We start from the raw sequence: 19,868 nt of genomic DNA, 5'->3' as shown, positions 1-19,868 counted from the left end.
CACACACACGCGAAACCTCTGTCAAAAGAGCCATATAGAGATATTCTATATGGGGAATTTGACGATAAGAGCCGGCGCATTCGGGACCGACATTATGGTCAATGAAGCCAGCGCATGTTTTGGATCGAATTCTCCTTAACTGCATGGCGATCTTTGCCTTTTGCAGATTTCAAATCTCGCAACAACTGCTCGAGCTCAGCCCGGTTCAATTGCCGCCTTTCGACAAGCGATTGGGCCACACCTTCAAGCAAATATTCATTTTCGCCGATGGTCTTTTGAGCAAGATGGTTTGCGGAGCGCAGCCGCGACTGAACGCGGGCTGCCAGGTCGCGATCTTGAAGCATATCTTGCAGGTTATCCATGGACACCGGGTGCCAAATCAAATTGTCGTTGGACAAACCGAATTGTGTTTCGGCTTGGACTGCAAACATGGTGGCCTGAGCAAGATCGCTTTTGTCGCCCGCGCCGGCACCTGACGAAACACTACCCAGGCAAGAAAGTTCGGCTGCGCGTCCAGCCAACAAAATAGCGAGGCGATTTTCCAAGCTTTGAGTTTCATGACCGAATTTGTCCAGCTCAAGGTCAACTCGACCACCTCTCGGTGAGATCTGGGCCATTGTCGGCAATCCGGCGAGAAGTGCGTGCGCAACCACGATGTGGCCGGCCTCGTGGATTGCCATCCTATACAGCATCTTGGAAGGCAGTGGCTTCGCAAACTTCTCAAGCGCCGTCTGGAGGTGTTGGATCGCAATTGGGCGTTTATCCTGGCGGGCGATGGAACGGGCCTGACGCACAAGCGCGGCGGCATCCGCGCCCGATTGCCCAAGCATTTCTGCCGCCACTGCGTGAAGTTCCTGCTTGCTGATTGTCGGTCCAGCATCTGCGGACAAGATCTCTGTCAGCGCGCCCCTATCCGGAAGAGGGATGTGGACTTTTTGGTCGAACCGCCCAGAGCGCAGTAGTGCAGCATCCAACTTGCCCGAGTAGTTTGTTGTGCCGACCACCAAGACGCCATCCGTCTTTTCGGCGCCCGCCAGCTGTTCAAGCAGGCCATTTAGTGCCGCCCGATTGTAGTTCTCGTTATCGCTCTTGTTGGTTGCGCGATCTGCAAAACTATCGATTTCATCGATCAGCAAAACGGACGGCGCATGGCGCTTTGCCTCCAGGAAATCATCTCTCATTGCAGCGAGGAAATCGCCAAGATGGCCCTCCGCTTGCCAAGCAGCATAGCTTGCGCCAACAAAATGCGCCCCTGTCGCTTCTGCCAATTTCTGCGCGACAAAGGTCTTCCCGACACCCGGAGGCCCATCGAGTAGAAGGTTGTTAGGGATATCTGCCCAACTCAGGTGACCGTCAGAGTATGCTTGGATGTCATCCACGAGACGCTTCAACGGCGCCCGCGCGGCCCCCAGGCCTTTGACGTCATCCATGGCTTCTGGGTTGGCTTTTGTGCGCGTCGTCAACTTATTCAGTTGCAGGACAAATGCCATCAGCTTGGGCGTCCGAAGAGCCAACATAATTTCATTAGCTGAGATCTGAGCCAAAGCATCATGGGATGGCATCTGATTAAGCGCCTTTGTCATCAAAGCTGTACATTGGCGGCCGTGCATCATGGCATAGAGCATCAAGATCATGCTCCGTGACAATGGGCTCAGGGAAATGATCTTAGCGGATTTCTTGCAAAAGGCGTCCGGCAACACTTCGATACTTGGCACGATTACAATCAACGACGCTGGTTCCTTCGCGGCCAGAGCCAGCGCTTCATTGAAATCGCTTGCAGTCTTTGCTGGCGTGGTCTTGCGCCAGCGCGACTTGTAGCACACGATTTTTGGCTTGGTTGCATCAGGGTTGTTGCTACAGATCGCGGGGATCAAACCATCGCTAAACGCGTCTCCTGTGGCTTCCACCCATTCACTTTCACCGGTTTCAACAACTGTCAGCGAAAATGGGCGACGCAACTGGCCTGCAATCTGATCGCGTGTGTCCTTCCATGCCGCGCAAACACGGATCAATGAGGCAACGGCGCAATAGTCCCTCGCGTACTGCTTTGGCATCGAATCCTCAGCCGGTGCATCCTCATCAAAGGCATCCCACCCGGACTTTCGGTTGGCGGCTTTAATCAGGCTCTCGTAGGCTGGCTGGAACCACCCATTCAAACGCGGGTAGAAGAAAGATGTATAGACTTGGGGCTGCATGGAGATGCCCTTTCAATACTCGAAATCTGGAAACATCGCAGCCGAACGGCTGCGAACACGCGATAAGTTCAGGCGTGTATGCGTTTCTCAGGTAGCGGCAGAGTGCGCTTGGATTTCGAGTTGTTTGAAGGCACGATTTTCTCCCTTGGGGAGATTGAAGTATGCATGGCGCTCCGAAATGACAAGTCTTTTCGAATGCGCGCTTGCGTATCTTTGTTGCAAGCCTCTCTCATGAAGCAAAAAAGAAGCACGAAAATTATCTAATCTGCCGAAGGCCTTACCTTTGGTGGTTGTGTTATCTTCATCGCTTCTTGCGGGTGTTCTTGGCGAGCTTCCGAATTACCAATGGTGTCGCGACGTGGTCTGCCTCGGGTGGTGTTAGATGCTGGGGAGCATCTGCATTCGTGAGCAAGGGAATGTGATCTGCCGTGGCACCTGCATTTCGACGAAGCTTCGTGAAACGATCAGGGACAACTTCGCTCCCGCCGATGCTTGGGCACAGCGGGAGCGCACGACGAACTTGGGTTCATCGCCATTTTTGAAGTCTTGGTATTATCAAAAGGTTATGAGCTTGCTGATTAGACAAAACTCGAAGACCTGAGCCGTGCGTTGAACTCTCGGTTTGGGCCGGTCAGTGGGTCACCCAAATGTGGATTGGGCAATCACCAGTCTGAATTCACGCAGCCTCCTTTGGCCGAACAGAGATGCCTTTTAGTGCGGTTGCAACAATGTCGGCGCGGGCGGCTTCGGACACTTTGAGCTGCCAGTGTTCTTTTTGGTTGCACCAAGCGTGGTCGCGTTCAGCTTCAACCAACCGCCAACCATCGGTGACACGCACCAATTTGACGAAGGTCGTGATTTGTGGGCCCGCCTTACGAGCGTAGCTGGCGTTCGCCACCTTGCCCGCTGGTCGGTAAGGAATACAAGCCGGTCAATATCGTCATCGCGTTCAATCCCAAGAAAGAAACGTTCGAAGTAAGCAACCCAGCTATCCGCAAGGATAAAGCCTGGATTCCGGACATCGCCCCGCTGATGCAGGGTGAGATCAGCCAGTTGAAGTTGATCCGTCAATACGTGGTTGAAAATCCAGAAATGGATGAGGATGAACTCGAACGAATTCTCACACGGTTGACTGGCATCTCCAAGAAGCAGATCGGTATGATCGAGCTGGACGCAGAACTTGATATCGAGACTGTCACGGAAATCTTTATCCGGATCAATCGTGAAGGCGTCACCCTTAGCCAGGCTGACTTTGCAATGTCCAAGATCGCTGCCAACGAAGAGTTCGGCGGAAACCAGATGCGCAAAGCCATCGACTACTTTTGCCATCTAGCTGTTGCACCAGAGTTCTACGGCCACATTGAAAGCAACGATCAAGACTTCGGGAACACGGATTACTTCTCAGCCATGCGGTGGTTGCGCAACGAGAACGACGATCTGTACGATCCCTCCTACAACGACATGCTTCGCGTCGCCTACACGTCCCAGTTTTCCAGGGGGAAACTAGCAGATTTGGTGGGTCTACTGTCCGGGCGGAACTTTGAAACCCGGAAATTCGAGAACGAGATCGCAGAAAAGGCGTTCTCCGATCTTCGTGGTGGTCTTCTCGACTTCATGAATGAGACCAACTTCAAGCGGTTTCTCATGATCCTGAAATCTGCGGGTTTCGTGGATAGCAGCCTGATCAGTGGGCAGGCGCCATTGAACTTTGCCTACATTCTCTTCCTGCGCCTGCGGAAAGATGGCATCGCCTCCGAGTTGATAGAACGATTTGTCAGGAAGTGGTTCGCGCTCTCACTCTTGACCGCCAGATATTCGGGATCGATGGAAACCCGCTTTGACCAGGACATTCGACAGATTTCTGAGATGGGAATGGGGGAATATCTCGAAAGTATCGAGAAAGCGGTGCTCTCGGATGCCTTTTGGGAAGTTGGTTTGGTGCAAGCGCTTACAACGTCAAATAGCAAACATCCGGCTTTCAGGACATTTCTTGCGTCTCAGGTGAAGTCCAATGCTAGAGGCTTTCTGTCAAAAGAAATCACAGTGCGGAGTATGTTGGAGCACAGAGGCGATGTTCACCACATCTTCCCCAAGGATCACCTGAAAAAGACGCTTGGCCTTACGCAGTCTCAATACAATCAAGTCGCCAACTTGGTCTACACACAGCAAGAGATCAACATTGCCATCGGAAATGCGCCTCCTAGTGAGTATGTTTCAGATTTGCGGAAACAATGCAATTCAGGAACCGCAAAATACGGAGGGATCGTAGTCTACGCGGATCTTGAAGAGAACTTCACGGAGAACGCAGTTCCGCTTGGACTTCTGACGGGCGAATTTGCGGACTACCAGGAATTTTTGAAGCTGCGGCGTCAATCTATCGCGAAGACGTTGAAGGCATACTACACGTCGCTTTGAGCACTGATTGTCTCGAGCTTGCGTCTCTAAGTTCGACGCTTTGATTTCTACGAAGGCCCATTCAAATTGCTGCACATTTTGCTGCACATATTTCGTGAAGCCCCATTGCAATATTCCTTTAAGTATAGGTAAATTATAAATAAAATTCTGAACGAAAAAGATGTTGGCGGACTTCGTCTCCGCCACCTACTATCTGTAGTCGCTTGCGCCGGGTGTCATTCATTCGCTTGCAAAGTTGAGGTTTGGCCAGAAAGACCCATGGCTGCTTCGTGTGCCTGACGTTGCTTGGAGTCTGTGCGCCACAATGTCGGTATGTCGGTCAACGCGTGATCGACCTGCCGTGTGAAAAGGCGCTGTATGCCGGCCTTCTCTGTACGAAACCTGCGATTCTGAGCAGCGTGTTCCTCTTATGCCTATGGGTGTTAAGATCGCCAGAAATCACGCTAAAATTGCGGATATCGGAGTTTTGCGGGACATTGTGGCAATTGAAACGTCAGATAACTTGAAAAACAGCCCTTCATATCATGATTTGTGCAGACATTAGGCCCAGAAACATGGAAATCTTAGGCTTATTTGTGTAAACTCACCCCAATTCTGCCGCGTATTTCGGCGGGGGTTACACATGCCACACGACCGCAACATTGGCCAATTCGGGCTTCGATTTGTTGCACTCAGCGTCGCAAGGATCGCTTTATCGGTTCGGGCCAAGCTGCTTGCCGCTTTTCTTGGGATTACCGGGCTGCTTGTCATCCTGGTGTTATTTGGTTTGTTCGCTTTGCATCAGGCCAATCTGCGGACCGAAGCGATGATGCGCGATCAGGAGAGGATCGCGTTTTTCAACGACACTTACACAACAATTTCCAACCTTAACGCATACATACTGGCCTTGTTCGTTCCACAAAATCTGCAAGACGAAACCAGCCATAATGGGGTGTCTGGTGCCTCGACGAGGTCGATCCAGCACGTCACTGCGGGGTTGGAACGGAATTTGGCGCTGGGTTTTCGCCGGTTCGGGCAACCGGGCATGCCCGATGAAAAGGCCATCGCAAGCCTGCGGGCGGATCTTCAGGAGCTTTTGCCTGCCATCTCAGAGCTGCGACGCCTGAGCCAGGCGGGGGATCTGACGGCAGCAGCGCGACACGGGCTCGACCAGTTGTTCGGCCCGCTTCAGGCCATGCAGCGCGAGGCATACACTGTTGCGCAGGACGTTGAGCAAGAGGTGCGCGACCTCGCGGATCGCACATCTCAGGCCTATTTGACCTCACGCCTGAACATCATGGCAGCGGCGGTTGCCGCCATCGGGATTGCGCTGTTGCTGGGGTATTCTATCTCGTCCTCGCTGCTTTGGCCGATTGAACGCGTCCATGCCGCGCTCAGCAAGCTATCCCGTGGCGGGTTTGACAGCCGTATTACGGTGCCCAACCGGGACGAGCTTGGCGAATTGGCCAGCCACGTGAACCAGACCAGCGAAAAACTGGGCGCACTTTATGGTCAGGTCGAGGTGCAAAAGGCGCAATTGGCCGACTGGAACGCAGCGCTGGAGTCGCGCGTGGCCAAGCAGATCGAAGAGATCGAGCGTACCAACCGTCTGAAACGGTTCCTGCCCGCGCAGGTCGCCGCGATGATTGTCGGGGCCACGGATGAGGCAGATGTGCTGCGCACCCGCAAGGCCGAAATCACGGTCCTTTTTGCCGATCTGCGCGGGTTCACAGCCTTTGCTGCCGCTGCCAGCCCGGATCAGGTTATCGCTGCCCTTAATGCATTCCACGGCACCTGCGGACCGCTGGTCGAGGCTTGTGGCGGCACGCTCGAGCGGTTCTTGGGCGACGGGTTGATGGTCCTGTTCGGCGCGCCCGTACCGCTGGATGACGCCGCGCAACGCGCAGTTGATCTGGCCCAGAAAATGCAGGTGGATGTCCGCAGGGTTATGGCCCCTTACCGTGCCGGTCATGGTCTTGGGCTGGGCATCGGCATCGCCACCGGCCCTGCAACGCTGGGCCGGATCGGGTTCGAGGGCCGGTTAGACTATTCTGCGATTGGCCCAGCGCCCAATCTGGCGGCGCGCCTATGTGAGATCGCCAGCGATGGTCAGGTTCTGATTTCAAATGCCACGGCGCGGCAGGTTCGGATCAAGATGGATCCCGCGGGACCGTTCGATTTGAAAGGCATCGGAAGTCAGGTGGCGGCATATGAACTGACAAGCCTGATTAAACCCCGGGCCGCGCTGCCGATGTGACTTATGGCGGCAGCGCGATCAGCCGTCGTGTCAAGACAGGTCAAGAACCTTGCGGGCGATGCGGAAGCACTCCAGCGCTTGCGGGACGCCGCAATAAATTCCGATCACATGGATGATGGCGCGGATTTCCTCGGGCGAAACACCGTTATTAATCGCGCCTTTGCAGTGAATTTCCCATTCATGCATTTTCCCCAGCGCACCGATCATCGACAGATTCATCATCGATCGTGTTTTGGCGTCGATCACATCGTCGCCCCAGCCAAAGCCCCAACACCATGCGGTCATGGCCTCTTGGAAGGGGCGGGTAAAGTCATCTGCCGCGGCCAGGTTCTTTTCCACGTATTCCGCGCCCAGCGTGTTCTTGCGCTGCTCAAGCCCTTTGAGGAACAGCTCTTCGTCAAAAATGTCTGCCATATCGTGTCTCCGGTGTATCAGGCCGTCAGGCGGTGTTTGTAGAGGTGGTCATAGTGGGGTTTCATGCGGCGATACACATGTTTCACCCGGTCCGGCGCGTCCGTGATTGAGATATGTTTACGGGGCTGAGGTGCCAGACCGGTAGAGTTGGCCAGATTGGCGTGAAATGAACCTCCGTCCCACCAACTATGGGCCGAGGGATCACCACCAGCCTCCCAGGTCAGGGCGTCCGGCAGGAACGGAATGCCAACGGCCTGACAGAACCGTACGGTCATATCATGCGGGTTCTCCAACAGGTCGTCGCTGTCAATGACTGGTGGCGGTGTGCCGTTCAGCGCGGTCAGCAAGTCGAACAAGGCGCGTTGTTCGGGAAATCCGACCTCGCCTTCGGCAAAATCGGGCCACTTATTGTACATTGAAGTGATCGTCTTTGCCGGATCGCGGATCAGGAAGGCATGGTTGAAATTCGCCAGAAAGTCCGGGTCCCACATATGATTGATGTAGTGCGGGAAGTCTTTGATGAACACAGGCCCTTTCTGCGCGCGATCCTGAATGTCGGCCCAGACCGAGTCCAACGTCAGGCCCGGCGTCGTTACATCGCCCGGTTTGAACCTGTGCCAAAGTGGGTCCTCGCCCTGATACCAAGCCTCGCCAAAAGGCTCGTGCAGGCAATTCAGATCCCCGCGCTGTCGCATCATCCATTCAAAAGCGGTCGACGTGGACCGGGGCACTGCCCAAAGCGCGAGGATCTTGTGCATGTCGATTGTCCTTTTCGTCAGTTCTGAAGTCGCCTCAGAAGCTGCCCGTAGGGTTTTTCGGGTGCCAGGTTGAGGGATTTAAAAATGCGCCAGTAAAGCGCGATGTCATGACCAATCACCGGCTTTCCCAGGGCAGCCTCAAGCGTGTCGGCCAGATGCAACGGGCGCTGGGGCAGGCCATTTGGCCCGGTGCGGAAGTTACACATGCCGTTAATCAGGATCGCATCAGCCTGCGGGGCCTTGTCCGCCACACATTCAAAGCTTTTTCGGGCAAGATCACCGTCGAATATCCAGCGATACGAATTCACTTGTTCTTGCGAGTCGAACCACCCCTGATCGTGGAAATTCCCGGCCCAAAGGACGTCAAACCCGGCTTCTTTCAGAAAACTGACGGTACCCTGCCACCATTCGGGCCAGTGGTAGGCGGCGTTCAACGCAACCTTTTCGATATTCATCTCACGCAGAGCTTCGACCATGGCGTAGCCGGCCATGTGGAACTGGATACCGTGCTTGTCCGACAGGTCCGCACAGTGTTGGCGCACGCCCTCAACACCCAGACCGCAGGCGTGCACCCAGTTGGATCCGACCTGGCCGCAGACATCGACCCCGTTTCGGGACATGCAGTGGACAAAATCCTCGAGCATGCCAAAGTTCTGTTTCCGTTGATCCAGCCCATGTACGTAATCCGGGACGTGCAGCATCCAGCCATGAACGCCAACAGTCTCGGGGCACATGCGCAGGAAATCCGACGGTGCCGCGTCAAAGTCGAATGGCGGGCTGGTGAAGCCGACCTGATAGGGAAACAGCTTATGTTCGGGACGCCAGTCTTCGGGCATTAGCATGAGATTAAGGGTCCTTTCACGGGTCTACCGCTTCGCGCATCCATTGCTGCAGGCGGGCGATCGAGTGTTCCGACATCACCCCACATCCCGGGTCCAGAACCAGAGGGCCGGGCCGGTAACCGCGCGATTTGAGGCCTCGGTGGACGGATTCCACCAGCCGAATGTCCTCTTCAACGGTGGTTTCGCGGTCCTGTACCGCCAGTTGCCGGATGACGGCGCTTTCTGATCCGCCCTCGGTGTACCAGCCGCGCCAGACGGTGCAGTGATCGGGGTCCTCGGCGCGCCAGTGATAGGTGTTCAGAACGTTGCCCGGGTAGCACTGGAACGAGAACATCGGCCACAAAAACCACGACTGATAGTCGCCCGCATGTGGCACCGTCAGGTCGATGGGATAGGTCATCTTGTCCAGGCTCTGACACTCTGTCGTATGGCGCAGGACATAGCCGCCGCCTGCATCGGGTTGGATGTCATAGGTCTCGGGCTTGACGACGCCCTCGGCAAAGGTCGGATGGTTGGTCGGGCAGTGGTAGCATTCCGAGTAGTTCTCGATGCTGACTTTCCAGTTGCAGTTCTCGGGGATCTCGACCCATTCCAACGGTTCAAGCTCGTCGATATGCGGGACAAACGCTCGGATTTCTTCGCGTACGCCGGGGTACCATTCATCCATCGGGGCGGCATCGTCATCCAGATTGACAAAGATGAAGCCATTGAAGACCTCGGTGCGGACCGAGGTCAGACAGATTGCGCTGCGGTCGAACCCCGGGACGGATTTGATATTTGGTCCGGCACGCAATTGGCCGGACAGTTCGTAGGTCCATGCATGATAGGGGCACACAACGACCCGCGTGTTGCCCGCGCCGGTCACCATTTCATGCGCGCGGTGCTGACAGACGTTGTAGAAGGTGCGGATTTCCCCGTCGCGCCCTCGGATGCAGAACAGGCTCTGCCCGGCGATCTCAAATGCGAAATAGTCCCCCGCTTCCCGAACCTGAGCTACATGGCCTGCAAACTGCCATGTCCGGGCCAGAAGTCCCTGCATTTCCTGTTCGAAAATCGTCGGGTCTGTGTAATAGCGCGCGTCCAGTGAGTGGGTCAGGGGTGCGTTCATTCGGGCTCCTCCGCGTAGAGGCCAAGTTGGTGTCTGCGTTGGTGAAACCGTTCCACCCGCTCGACGATCTCGTCGCTAGAAACCGCGATCACGAAGGACAGCAGCGTCTCCAACAAAGCGATGGTCGAGACGGAGGACGGGAAGAATTGCGGGGTATCTGCGGCGACGACAAAGCCGTGCTGCGCGTTCAGGATGACAGGGCTGGCCGGGCTGTCCGAGATGCCAATGACTGTCAGCCCCTGAAGGCGCGCCAGTTTGATCGCGTCGATCACCTCGGTCCGGTAAGGGTGGCATGTGATGGCGATCAGTACGTCCTGCTCATCGGCCCAGGCCAGATCGTCCACCGGGGTCGAGCCGGGACGGGGGATGGCATGGAACTGCTTCATCCCCGTTGAGGCAAGATAGGTGAAATTGCGCGCGTTCGAGTTGTTGACGCCCACACCCAACGTGAAAATCTGGCGGCAGTTCCAGATGTCTTCCGCTGCGCTCTTGAGGCTGGCGGCGTCGATTCCGGCGAAGGTCTCTTCGATATTGCGGATCGCGGCTCCGACCATATCCGCATAAAGCCCACCCAGTTCGCCGGATTTTCCAATGTCCTGCAACCAACGGGCGCGGTCTGGAAACGACACGCCGCCTTGTCGAATCGCATCGCGGAACGGTGCGCGGAAATCCTCGTACCCTTCAAACCCCACCTGCCGTGCCATTCGGACAAATGTGTTGGGTTTGACCTTTGCCGCTTCGGCAATCTCGCGCACGGTCGAAACCCCAACGTCTGTTGGGTTTTCCAGTACGTAACGCGCAGCCTTCTGCGCCTCGGGCGTTAGGGCATCCCACTCTTGGCTGAGGCGGTCGAGAACGGTTGATGATACATTTGTGTCATTCATGATTGACGATGGTACAAATGTGGAATTAGCCTGTCGAGCAGAAACGCGACTCGGGAAGAGGAAAAATCATGTCCGAGAAGAATTTGCCGTCACATGCACGTGTGGTCATCGTCGGAGGCGGCGTCATGGGGGTCGGTCTGGCCTATCATCTGGCGCATGAAGGCTGGGGCGACGATACTGTCCTATTGGAAAAGGCCGAGTTGACCAGCGGCAGCACTTGGCACGCGGCGGGCCAGATCACGCATTCGACCTCGAGCTTTGGGCTGGGCAAATGCGTGGATTACAATATCGGTCTGTATTCCGGCCAGTTAGAGGCTGAAACCGGTCAGCCCGTTACATGGCACGGCTGCGGTTCGTTCCGTCTGGCCTATACCGAGGATGAGATGGACTGGCTGCGCCACACCCTGTCGGTGGGCCGGTCGCTGGGATTCAACATCGAACTGGTCGGGCCTGAAAAGGTGGCTGAGCTGCACCCGTTCTATAACCTCGAAGGCGTGTTGGGCGCGCTGCATACTCCGGATGACGGCCATGTGGACCCAACCAACGTGACCATGGCGATGGCAACGGGCGCGCGTCAGAAGGGCGTTCGCATCTTCCGAAACTGCCGCGCGACCAACATCACGCAGGCCGACAACGGCGAGTGGGTGGTTGAGACCGAACAGGGCACCATCACGTGTGAGCATGTGGTGAATGCGGGCGGCACCTATGCCCGCCAGATGGGCGAATGGTCGGGGCTGCAATTGCCGATGACGTCAATGACCCACCACTACTTCGTGACCGAGCCGGTGCCCGAGTTCCAGAACCTGGACAAAGAGCTGCCGGTGATCCGCGACGACCGCAAAGTCTCGGGCTATATCCGGATGGAGCAGCAGCGCGGGCTGATCGGGATTTACGAGAAGGAAAACCCGAACTCGGTCTGGCATGATCACTGCCCGTGGGAATACGAGAACTGGCTGTTCGATGCGGATTACGACCGGGTGATGCCGTGGCTTGAGGAAAGCCTCAACCGCATGCCGATCTTCGCCGAGTTGGGTATCCAGCGTGACGTGCACGGCGCGATCTCGCATCCACCCGATGGCAACCCGCTGATCGGACCTGCTCCGGGCGTACGGAACTACTGGTGCTGCTGTGGCACCCAGATCGGGATCGGCTGGGGGCCGGGTCTGACACGTGAGCTGGCGCGCTGGATGGTGCATGGGGCGGCTGATATTTCGATGCGCGAATACGATCCGCGCCGGTTCGGCAGCTATGCGACCAAGGATTGGCAGGTGATCAAGGCCGAAGAGGATTATTGCCTGCGCCACGAGATCCCGTTCCCGCATTTCAACCGTCTTGAGGGGCGTCCAATCAAGCCGTCGCCGCTGTACGAGCTGCTGAAATCCAAAGGCGCGGTGCATGAAGAGGTCTATGGGTTTGAGCGTCCTCGTTGGTTTGCACGGGACGGTGTGGAGCAGCGCGATCACTATTCCTTCCGCCGGACCTCTGCCGACGACATGGTCGCGGCTGAGGTCAAAGCGGTGCGCGAAAGCGTCGGCATCATGGATGTCACCGCCTTCACCAAGGTCGAGGTCTCGGGTCCGGACGCTTACGCCCTGCTGGACCGGCTGACCGCGAACCGGATGCCGCAAAAGGTCGGCTCGATCACATTGACCCACATGCTGAACCGTCGCGGCCGGATCGAGTTGGAGACGACGATTGTCCGCATGGCCGAAGACCGCTTCTATCTGGTCTGTGCCGCGTTCTTCGAACAGCGTCTGCTGGATCATCTAACTCAGCAGCGCGCCGATGAGGATGTGCAGATCACGGCTCTGTCGGCGGATTGGTCGGCGCTGTCGCTGAACGGTCCTCGTTCGCGGGACGTGCTGGCGCGATGCACCGATGCCGATCTGACCAATGCCGGGTTCCGCTGGCTGTCCGCGCAGGAAATCACCATCGCGGGTCACAAAGTCTGGGCCTTCCGCATGTCCTATGCCGGTGAATTGGGTTGGGAATTGCATATGCCCAATGCTGCCTGTCTCAACGTCTACAACGCGCTTTGGGCCGCGGGTGAGGCGTATGGCATCACCGACTATGGCAGCTTTGCCATGAACGTGATGCGGATGGAGAAGGGCTTCAAAGGTGCGGGCGAGTTGACGAACGAGGTCACTTTGGCCGAGGCCGACGTGTTGCGCTTTGCGCGAACTGACAAGGGCTATCTGGGCAAGGACAAGACCCTGAATACCGACCTGCCCTGGGTTTGCGCATATCTTGAGATTGAGCCGGATGGCGAGATTGACGGTCACGGCGGTGAGGCGGTCATGTTGAATGGGACTGTTGTGGGCTCGACGGCTTCTGTTGCTTACGGGCACACCGTCGGCAAGATCCTTGCCTTTGCCTACATCAAGCCCAAAGCGGCCGACGCCGGAGCCGCGTTGGAGGTCGTGATCCACGGCAAACCCCGCGCAGCCCGCGTACTGGGTGAACCGGCCTATGATCCACAAAGCCTGCTGCCGCGCACCGACGCCATTTTGGAGACTGCATAATGAGCTTGCCCGACACAATGAAAGCCATGGTCACAATGGGCCATGGCGGTCTGGAACAGATGGTGTTGCATGAAGACTGGCCGCGTCCAGAACCCGCCGCCGGAGAGGTGCTGATCAAGGTCGCAGCCTGCGGACTGAACAACACTGACGTCAACACGCGGTCGGGCTGGTACTCCAAGACAGTCACGGACGCGACGACCGGGGGTGCCTTCGAGGAAGTGGGACAGGACGACCCAACATGGGGCGGCGCGCCGATCACCTTCCCGCGCATACAGGGGGCTGATATCTGCGGGCACATCGTGGCCGTCGGCGACGGCGTCAATCCCGCGCGGATCGGTGAGCGTGTCATCACCGATGGCTGGCTGCGCGACCCTGCCGATCCGGAAAACATGGACAAGACCGGGTATTTCGGGTCCGAACGGGACGGAGGCTTTGCCGAATACGCCACGACGCTTGCGGTGAACGCGGTTCCGATCACATCGGAGCTGTCCGACGCGGAACTGGCAACGTTCTCGTGTTCATACTCCACAGCTGAGGGAATGCTGGCCCGCGCCAATGTATCCGACAAAGACACCGTGCTGGTGCCGGGTGCCTCGGGCGGCGTCGGCGGGGCCCTTGTGCAATTGGCTAAACGTCGCGGTGCCCGGGTGATCGCCATGGCGTCCGAAGCAAAGCACGCCGATGTGGCCGAGCTGGGCCCGGACAAGATCCTGCCCCGCGCGCCGGAAAACCTGCGTGCCTCTCTGGGCGATGAGAAGATCACGGTCGTTGCGGATGTGGTGGGTGGCCCGTATTGGCCGCACCTGATCGACATCCTCGAACGCGGCGGTCGTTATACTTGTTCGGGCGCGATTGCCGGTCCAATGGTCGAGCTTGATTTGCGCACTTTCTATCTGCGTGATCTGACCTTCACCGGATCGACCGTGATTGACCCACAAGTCATGCTGAACCTCGTGAAGTACATCGAAGCCGGCGAAATCAAACCTGCCCTCGCAGCGACCTATCCGTTGGAAGAGCTGCGAGACGCTCAGGCTGCCTTTATCGACAAGCAGCACACCGGCAACATCGTGGTGACCCCATGACGCTGGATGCCGTTCTTCAGGCCGCTCGGCATATGCATCAGTCGCACCCCGCGCTGTCCGCCTTTGGCGCATGGCCTGACGATCTGGAACCAACGGATTTGGCTGCAAACGCGATCCCGGCAATGGAATTGGTGCGGCGAACCGATTTTTCACCGGACGCGGCAACTCAGTCGCTGTCGGATGCGATCCGGGCCAGTGCCCATCTGGCCCACTGGAAGCAAACCTATACCGAAGAAGAAGTTGGTGCCGATTTCCTAAGCCGCTATGGGTATTACGAGTTGTTTGGTCCCACTGGCCATTTCCACTCGAACCAGTTGCGCGGCTATGTGGCCTATTGGGGTGCGGGCCTGAACTATGACTGGCACAGTCACCAGGCCGAAGAGCTGTACCTGACCCTGGCCGGGGGCGCGATCTTTCGCACCGAAGGCGATGAACGGTTCGTTGGACCAAACGAGACCCGCCAGCACGACAGCTGGCAAAGCCACGCCATGACCACGACAGATCAGCCGATCCTGACCTTTGTCCTCTGGCGGGGCGAAGGGTTGGGCGATCTGCCACGGATGGATGCGGCATGAAGATCACTCGGATCCGCGTATACCAGACTGGCCTGCCCTATGTCGGCGGTGCCTATGTCTGGGGCGCGGGCAACGCGATTGAAACGGCCACCGCTTCGGTTGTCGTGATCGACACGGACGCTGGCCTACAGGGATGCGGAGAGTTCACGCCCTGCGGCGAGAACTATATGGTCGCCCATTCCGAAGGTGTGGTTGCACTCGCCCGATTGGTGGCCCCGAAACTTTTGGGCGAAGACCCGCGGCAGGTAGGCCGGATCGAGCAATTGTTGGACCATTTGGTCCAAGGCCATGGCTACGCAAAAGCCCCGTTTGACGCTGCATGCTGGGACATATTGGGCAAGGCATGCGATCAACCCGTCTGGATGCTGCTGGGCGGCAAGTTGACGGATGGTGCCCCGATGTATCGTGTCGCACCGCAGAAGGCGGTGGATGAAACCGTGGCCGAGATGAATGCCTACCGGGATCAGGGTTACCGACAGTTCCAAGTCAAGGTGGGCAGCGACTGGGCAACGGACATCGACCGAATCCGCACCACGGTGCCTCTGTTGCAACCCGGCGAAAAGGCGATGGCAGATGCCAATCAGGGCTGGCGCGTCGACAACGCGATCCGGGTCGCCCGAGCCACGCGCGATCTGGATTTCATTCTGGAACAACCGTGCCGCACCTATGAGGAATGCCAGCAGGTTCGCCGCGTGGCTGAACAGCCGATGAAGTTGGACGAGTGCGTCACCGGCATGCATATGGCCCAGAGGATCGTCGCGGATCGCGGGGCCGAGATATGCTGTCTGAAAATCTCGAACCTTGGGGGGCTTAGCAAGGCGCGGCGTGTGCGGGACTATCTGGTCGAAAACCGGATTCCCGTTGTCAGCGAAGACACTTGGGGCGGCGAAATCACCTCGTCGGTCGTGGCCCATTTCGCGGCGTCGACCCCGGCCGAGTATCTGCAAAACACGACGGATTTGATGAACTATAACACGCGGTCGACTGGAAACGGCGGGCCGATGTCGCGGGATGGCAAGCTTTTTGCCTCTGATACGCCTGGATTGGGCGTAACACCCGATTTCGAAAGCCTCGGCGCGCCGGTGGCGGAGTACACTTTATGAAGATCAAGACGATCACCGTCTACCACGTCGACTTGCCGTTAGAGCATCCCTATTGGCTGTCCGGCGGACGGCTCAAGTTTGAAACCCTCGACGCGACAATCGTTAAGGTCGAAACTGACACCGGGCTGACCGGCTGGGGCGAAGGAACCCCATGGGGTCACACCTATGTCCCGGCGCACGGTCCGGGCATCCGCGCCGGAATCGAAACGATGGCCCCGTTCATTCTGGGCCTCGACCCACGACGCGTTCTGGATGTCGAGCGTGCCATGGACATTGCTCTTCCCGGCCACCTGTACGCCAAAAGCCCGATCGACATGGCTTGCTGGGATATTGCGGGTCAGGCGGCGGGTTTGCCGATTGCAGACCTCATGGGGGGCGGGTCCCGCACGCCGCGCCCGATTGCCTCATCCGTCGGAGCCAAAACCGCCGAAGAAACCCGCGAGGTGATGGAACGCTATCGCAGCCGAGGCTACGTCGCACATTCGGTCAAAATCGGCGGCAACGTTGAACGGGATATTGCCCGCGTCCGCGATGTGGAAAGCATCCGGCGTCCCGGTGAGATCGTCCTCTATGACGTGAACCGTGGCTGGACCCGGCAACAAGCCTTACGGGTGATGAGCGCCTGCGAGGACCTGAGCGTCATGTTCGAACAACCAGGCGAGACACTGGACGACATCGCCGCTATCGCTGGCCGCCATGCCTCGCCCGTCTCGGTAGACGAAAGCCTTGTAACCCTGCAAGACGCGGCCCGCATCGCGCGTGACGGGCTGGCCGAGATATTCGGGATCAAACTGAACCGCGTCGGTGGCCTGACCAAGGCGGCTAGGATGCGGGATATCGCTCTGGCACATGGGATCGACATGTTTGTCATGGCAACCGGTGGCACGGTTCTGGCCGATACCGAGGCGCTGCATCTGGCGGCCACCGTTCCGGATGACAATTGCCACGCGGTTTGGGCGTGTCAGGACATGATCACCGTTGATATCGCAGGCGGACGCGGCCCGCGAAATATCGACGGCCATCTGCACCTGCCGGAAACGCCCGGCCTGGGCGTTCACCCGGACGAAGACACGCTGGGGTCTCCGGTCGCGATATACGAGGCCCCGCGATGATCCGCCGCTTCATCTGGCCAAAAATACCTCGGGGGGTGAATTGGCCGCAGGCCAAGAGGGGGGCTGGCCCCCTTTCCGGCCCGCCATCGGTTTTCAAAGGACGTTCTGAATGAAGGTGACCCGGATAACACTGTGGTCCGTCGATCTGACCAGCCACGAGACCTATCACATGGCCGAGGGCAAGACCTGCGCGACCGTGACCTCTCATATCCTGTGCCTTGAGACAGCTACTGGTCTGAAAGGGTGGGGCGAGGTTTGCCCGATCCCGCATTACCTGCCCGCCTATGCCGGTGGCGTGCCAAGCGCCGTGACCGAGATGGTTCCCGAAATCCTCGGCATGTCACCAAACGGAGTGGACGCCCCGATGCGAAAGCTGGACGGGTTTCTGCAGGGTCATCGCTATGCCAAGTCCGCGATCGACATCGCCCTGTGGGATTTGTTCGGGCAGGCCACGGGGCAGCCGATCTATGCGCTGTTGGGCGGGCGCACGCGCAAGGATATGCCACTCTATCATTCGATCACCTGCATCGCGCCGGACGACATGGCGCGGATTGCGAAAACTGCTTACCAGACCGGCATCCGCCAGTTTCAGGTCAAGTTGGGGGTTGAGGGCGATTGGCAGGCCGATGCCGAGCGTCTGAGCAAAGTGCGTGAGGCTGTCGGGCCTGGCCCGCTTGTCTATGGCGACTGGAACTGCGGCGCATCGCGTTTGCAAGCGACGCGGACGGGCCGGGCCGTGGCGCATCTGGATGTGATGTTGGAACAGCCCTGTAAAACACTGGAGGACTGTGCCGCCGTCCGGCAAGCGACCGGTTTGCCCATGAAAATCGACGAAAACGCCCATGATCTGGCGTCGCTGCAACGCGCGCATGAGCTAGGCTGCATGGATGCCGTCGCGCTGAAATTGTCGAAGTTCGGTGGCCTGTCCGCCATGCGCCGCGCCCGTGATCTAACTGTGCATTTCGGGGCCGAGATCTGCGCCGAGTGCACGTGGGGCTCGGATATCGTCACCGCCGCCTCGCTGCATTTTGCGGCCTCGACCCCGCATGGTTCACTAATGAATACCTGTGACCTGTCATCCTATGTGTCGCCGCGCATCTGTCCGGAGGCGCCAAACCGTGAAAATGGACGGATTGCTCCGCCCGAAGGTCCGGGGTTAGGTGTTGCACCAGACCCGGATGTTCTTGGCTCACCCCTACTGGAGATCGTTTGAGATGCTGAAAATCAATACCCAATCCGAATGGATCGATCGTGCAAACACGGTTTTGCCCGCCGGTGGTTTCGGTAACTTCGATCCGGGCATCATTATCGCGCGCGGCGAAGGCAGCCGAGTCTGGGACGAGGATGGCAATGAATATGTGGATTATCTGATCGGCTCGGGCCCGATGCTTTTGGGTCATGGTCATCCTGAGGTGATGGAGGCCGTTCTGGAACAATTGCCCAAGGGCATGACCTTTTTCGCCAACAACGCGCGTGGCATTGAACTGGCCGAAGCCATCGTGGACGCAGTGCCATGCTGCGAACAGGTCCGCTTTGTTGCCTCGGGCGGTGAGGCAGATATGTACGCCATTCGATTGGCCCGCGCCTATACCGGCCGCGACAAGATTCTGAAGTTCGAAGGCGGGTATCACGGCATGAGCGCAGAGGCGCAGATGAGCCTCGCCCCCAGTCGCCGCGTGAATTTCCCACAGGCCGTACCCGACAGTGCGGGCATCCCCGACAGTGTGGCCGAGCAAATGCTGGTCGCGCCCTATAATGATCTTGAGGCAGTCGAAAACCTGCTGAATGAGCATGACGACATCGCCGCCATCATGGTCGAACCCTTGCAACGGATCATTCCGGCGCTGCCAGGTTATCTTCAGGGATTGCGCGATCTGTGCGACAAACACAATGTCCTGCTGATCTTTGATGAAATCGTCACCGGGTTCCGTCTGGCCTTTGGCGGTGCGCAGGAACGATATGGGGTGACACCTGATATCTGTACGCTTGGCAAAATCATCGGCGGAGGCTTCCCTCTGGCCGCGTTGGGCGCAAGCGCCGAGATAATGAAACACTTCGATAAAGCCCAAGTCGGCGAGGAAGGCTGGCTGATGCAGCTAGGGACGTTGTCGGGCAATCCCGTCGCCTCGGTCGCGGGGTTGAAGACGATGGAGGTTCTGGGGCGCGAGGGCATGTATGACCGACTGCGCGAAATCGGGGCCGAGTTGCAGAAAATGCAGGTGGATGCGCTGACCCGGGCGGGGATCCCGCATCGGATCTGTGGCGATGAAACTCTGTTTGATATCTATTTCACCGATGCAGATTGCCGCGACTATCGCAGCGCGCAACATGACGATCCGCAGCGCGGCGCGCTCTACAACGCGACCCTGCGCTCAAATGGTGTGTTTAAGGCACCGGGCAAGGTGTATCCCTCGTTGGCTGTCACCGCAGCCGATCTGGAGCATACGCGATTGGCCGTCGAAAAAGCGGTTCAGGCGATAAGTGCAGCCTAAGAAACTAAGCGGGCCGCTGTCTTCTCAGACAACGGCCCTTACTGATCGGAGTTCGGGATGAGGCCTCGCCCCCTCGAATACCACTTACAAAAAAGAACGGACTAAAAAAACTTTCGACTTTTTCGAGACC

General features: G+C 57.8%; 15 protein-coding genes. 9 read left to right on the top strand and 6 right to left on the bottom strand.

Translation table 11 applies throughout. The annotated features are described in order from the left end of the window. Positions 1–98: 98 nt before the first annotated feature. Positions 99–2,195 carry an AAA family ATPase gene (locus ACR0MV_RS13390; protein WP_170563860.1) on the bottom strand — a complete coding sequence of 699 codons (2,097 nt, stop codon included), beginning with the start codon at positions 2,193–2,195 and terminating at the stop codon, positions 99–101. 861 nt (positions 2,196–3,056) lie between these two features. Here ACR0MV_RS13390 and ACR0MV_RS13385 point away from each other — a divergent pair. Both ACR0MV_RS13385 and ACR0MV_RS13380 read left to right on the top strand, forming a co-directional pair. Further along, complete coding sequence (locus ACR0MV_RS13385; RefSeq protein ID WP_170510360.1) at positions 3,057–4,610, top strand: hypothetical protein; 1,554 nt, start codon at positions 3,057–3,059, stop codon at positions 4,608–4,610. A 622-nt stretch (positions 4,611–5,232) separates the two neighbouring features. Next, positions 5,233–6,846, top strand: coding sequence for an adenylate/guanylate cyclase domain-containing protein (locus tag ACR0MV_RS13380; protein ID WP_480702430.1), 1,614 nt, complete (start codon positions 5,233–5,235; stop codon positions 6,844–6,846). A gap of 30 nt (positions 6,847–6,876) precedes the next feature. Here ACR0MV_RS13380 and ACR0MV_RS13375 read toward each other — a convergent pair whose 3' ends face one another. From ACR0MV_RS13375 to ACR0MV_RS13355, 5 genes are read right to left on the bottom strand one after another with little or no spacing between them, the layout of a single operon-like run. After that, positions 6,877–7,260: a carboxymuconolactone decarboxylase family protein gene (locus ACR0MV_RS13375; RefSeq protein WP_480702429.1), complete on the bottom strand. Its 384-nt coding sequence runs from the start codon at positions 7,258–7,260 to the stop codon at positions 6,877–6,879. 17 nt (positions 7,261–7,277) lie between these two features. Then, positions 7,278–8,018 carry a sulfotransferase-like domain-containing protein gene (locus ACR0MV_RS13370; RefSeq protein ID WP_480702428.1) on the bottom strand — a complete coding sequence of 247 codons (741 nt, stop codon included), beginning with the start codon at positions 8,016–8,018 and terminating at the stop codon, positions 7,278–7,280. Positions 8,019–8,035: 17 nt separating this feature from the next. After that, entirely contained in the window at positions 8,036–8,860 is an 825-nt protein-coding gene (locus tag ACR0MV_RS13365) for an aspartate racemase/maleate isomerase family protein (RefSeq protein ID WP_480702427.1), read from the bottom strand. A gap of 16 nt (positions 8,861–8,876) precedes the next feature. Next, positions 8,877–9,968 carry an aromatic ring-hydroxylating oxygenase subunit alpha gene (locus ACR0MV_RS13360; RefSeq protein ID WP_475207067.1) on the bottom strand — a complete coding sequence of 364 codons (1,092 nt, stop codon included), beginning with the start codon at positions 9,966–9,968 and terminating at the stop codon, positions 8,877–8,879. Then, positions 9,965–10,852 (bottom strand): MurR/RpiR family transcriptional regulator, encoded by an 888-nt coding sequence (locus tag ACR0MV_RS13355; RefSeq protein ID WP_480702426.1) that lies wholly within the window; start codon positions 10,850–10,852, stop codon positions 9,965–9,967. Before ACR0MV_RS13355 ends, ACR0MV_RS13360 begins: the two co-directional genes overlap by 4 nt. Positions 10,853–10,920: 68 nt before the next feature. Here ACR0MV_RS13355 and ACR0MV_RS13350 point away from each other — a divergent pair, with 68 nt between their 5' ends. From ACR0MV_RS13350 to ACR0MV_RS13320, 7 genes are all read left to right on the top strand, one after another. After that, positions 10,921–13,374 (top strand): FAD-dependent oxidoreductase, encoded by a 2,454-nt coding sequence (locus tag ACR0MV_RS13350; RefSeq protein ID WP_480702425.1) that lies wholly within the window; start codon positions 10,921–10,923, stop codon positions 13,372–13,374. Further along, positions 13,374–14,456 carry an alcohol dehydrogenase family protein gene (locus ACR0MV_RS13345; protein WP_480702424.1) on the top strand — a complete coding sequence of 361 codons (1,083 nt, stop codon included), beginning with the start codon at positions 13,374–13,376 and terminating at the stop codon, positions 14,454–14,456. Before ACR0MV_RS13350 ends, ACR0MV_RS13345 begins: the two co-directional genes overlap by 1 nt. Further along, on the top strand, positions 14,453–15,031 hold the full coding sequence (locus ACR0MV_RS13340) for a dimethylsulfonioproprionate lyase family protein (RefSeq protein ID WP_480702423.1): 579 nt from the start codon (positions 14,453–14,455) through the stop codon (positions 15,029–15,031). The genes ACR0MV_RS13345 and ACR0MV_RS13340 overlap by 4 nt, the downstream gene beginning before the upstream one ends. Beyond that, a complete protein-coding gene (locus ACR0MV_RS13335) occupies positions 15,028–16,134 on the top strand; it encodes a mandelate racemase/muconate lactonizing enzyme family protein (protein ID WP_480702422.1) in 1,107 nt (368 codons plus the stop codon). The genes ACR0MV_RS13340 and ACR0MV_RS13335 overlap by 4 nt, the downstream gene beginning before the upstream one ends. Next, complete coding sequence (locus tag ACR0MV_RS13330) at positions 16,131–17,246, top strand: mandelate racemase/muconate lactonizing enzyme family protein (RefSeq protein WP_480702421.1); 1,116 nt, start codon at positions 16,131–16,133, stop codon at positions 17,244–17,246. The genes ACR0MV_RS13335 and ACR0MV_RS13330 overlap by 4 nt, the downstream gene beginning before the upstream one ends. A gap of 109 nt (positions 17,247–17,355) precedes the next feature. Beyond that, complete coding sequence (locus tag ACR0MV_RS13325) at positions 17,356–18,459, top strand: mandelate racemase/muconate lactonizing enzyme family protein (protein ID WP_480702420.1); 1,104 nt, start codon at positions 17,356–17,358, stop codon at positions 18,457–18,459. 1 nt (position 18,460) lies between these two features. Next, positions 18,461–19,738, top strand: coding sequence for an aspartate aminotransferase family protein (locus tag ACR0MV_RS13320; RefSeq protein ID WP_480702419.1), 1,278 nt, complete (start codon positions 18,461–18,463; stop codon positions 19,736–19,738). The last annotated feature ends 130 nt before the right edge of the window (positions 19,739–19,868 follow it).

Source organism: Ruegeria sp. BC3, assembly GCF_056539265.1.
This window is presented reverse-complemented; position numbering and strand designations above follow the sequence as displayed.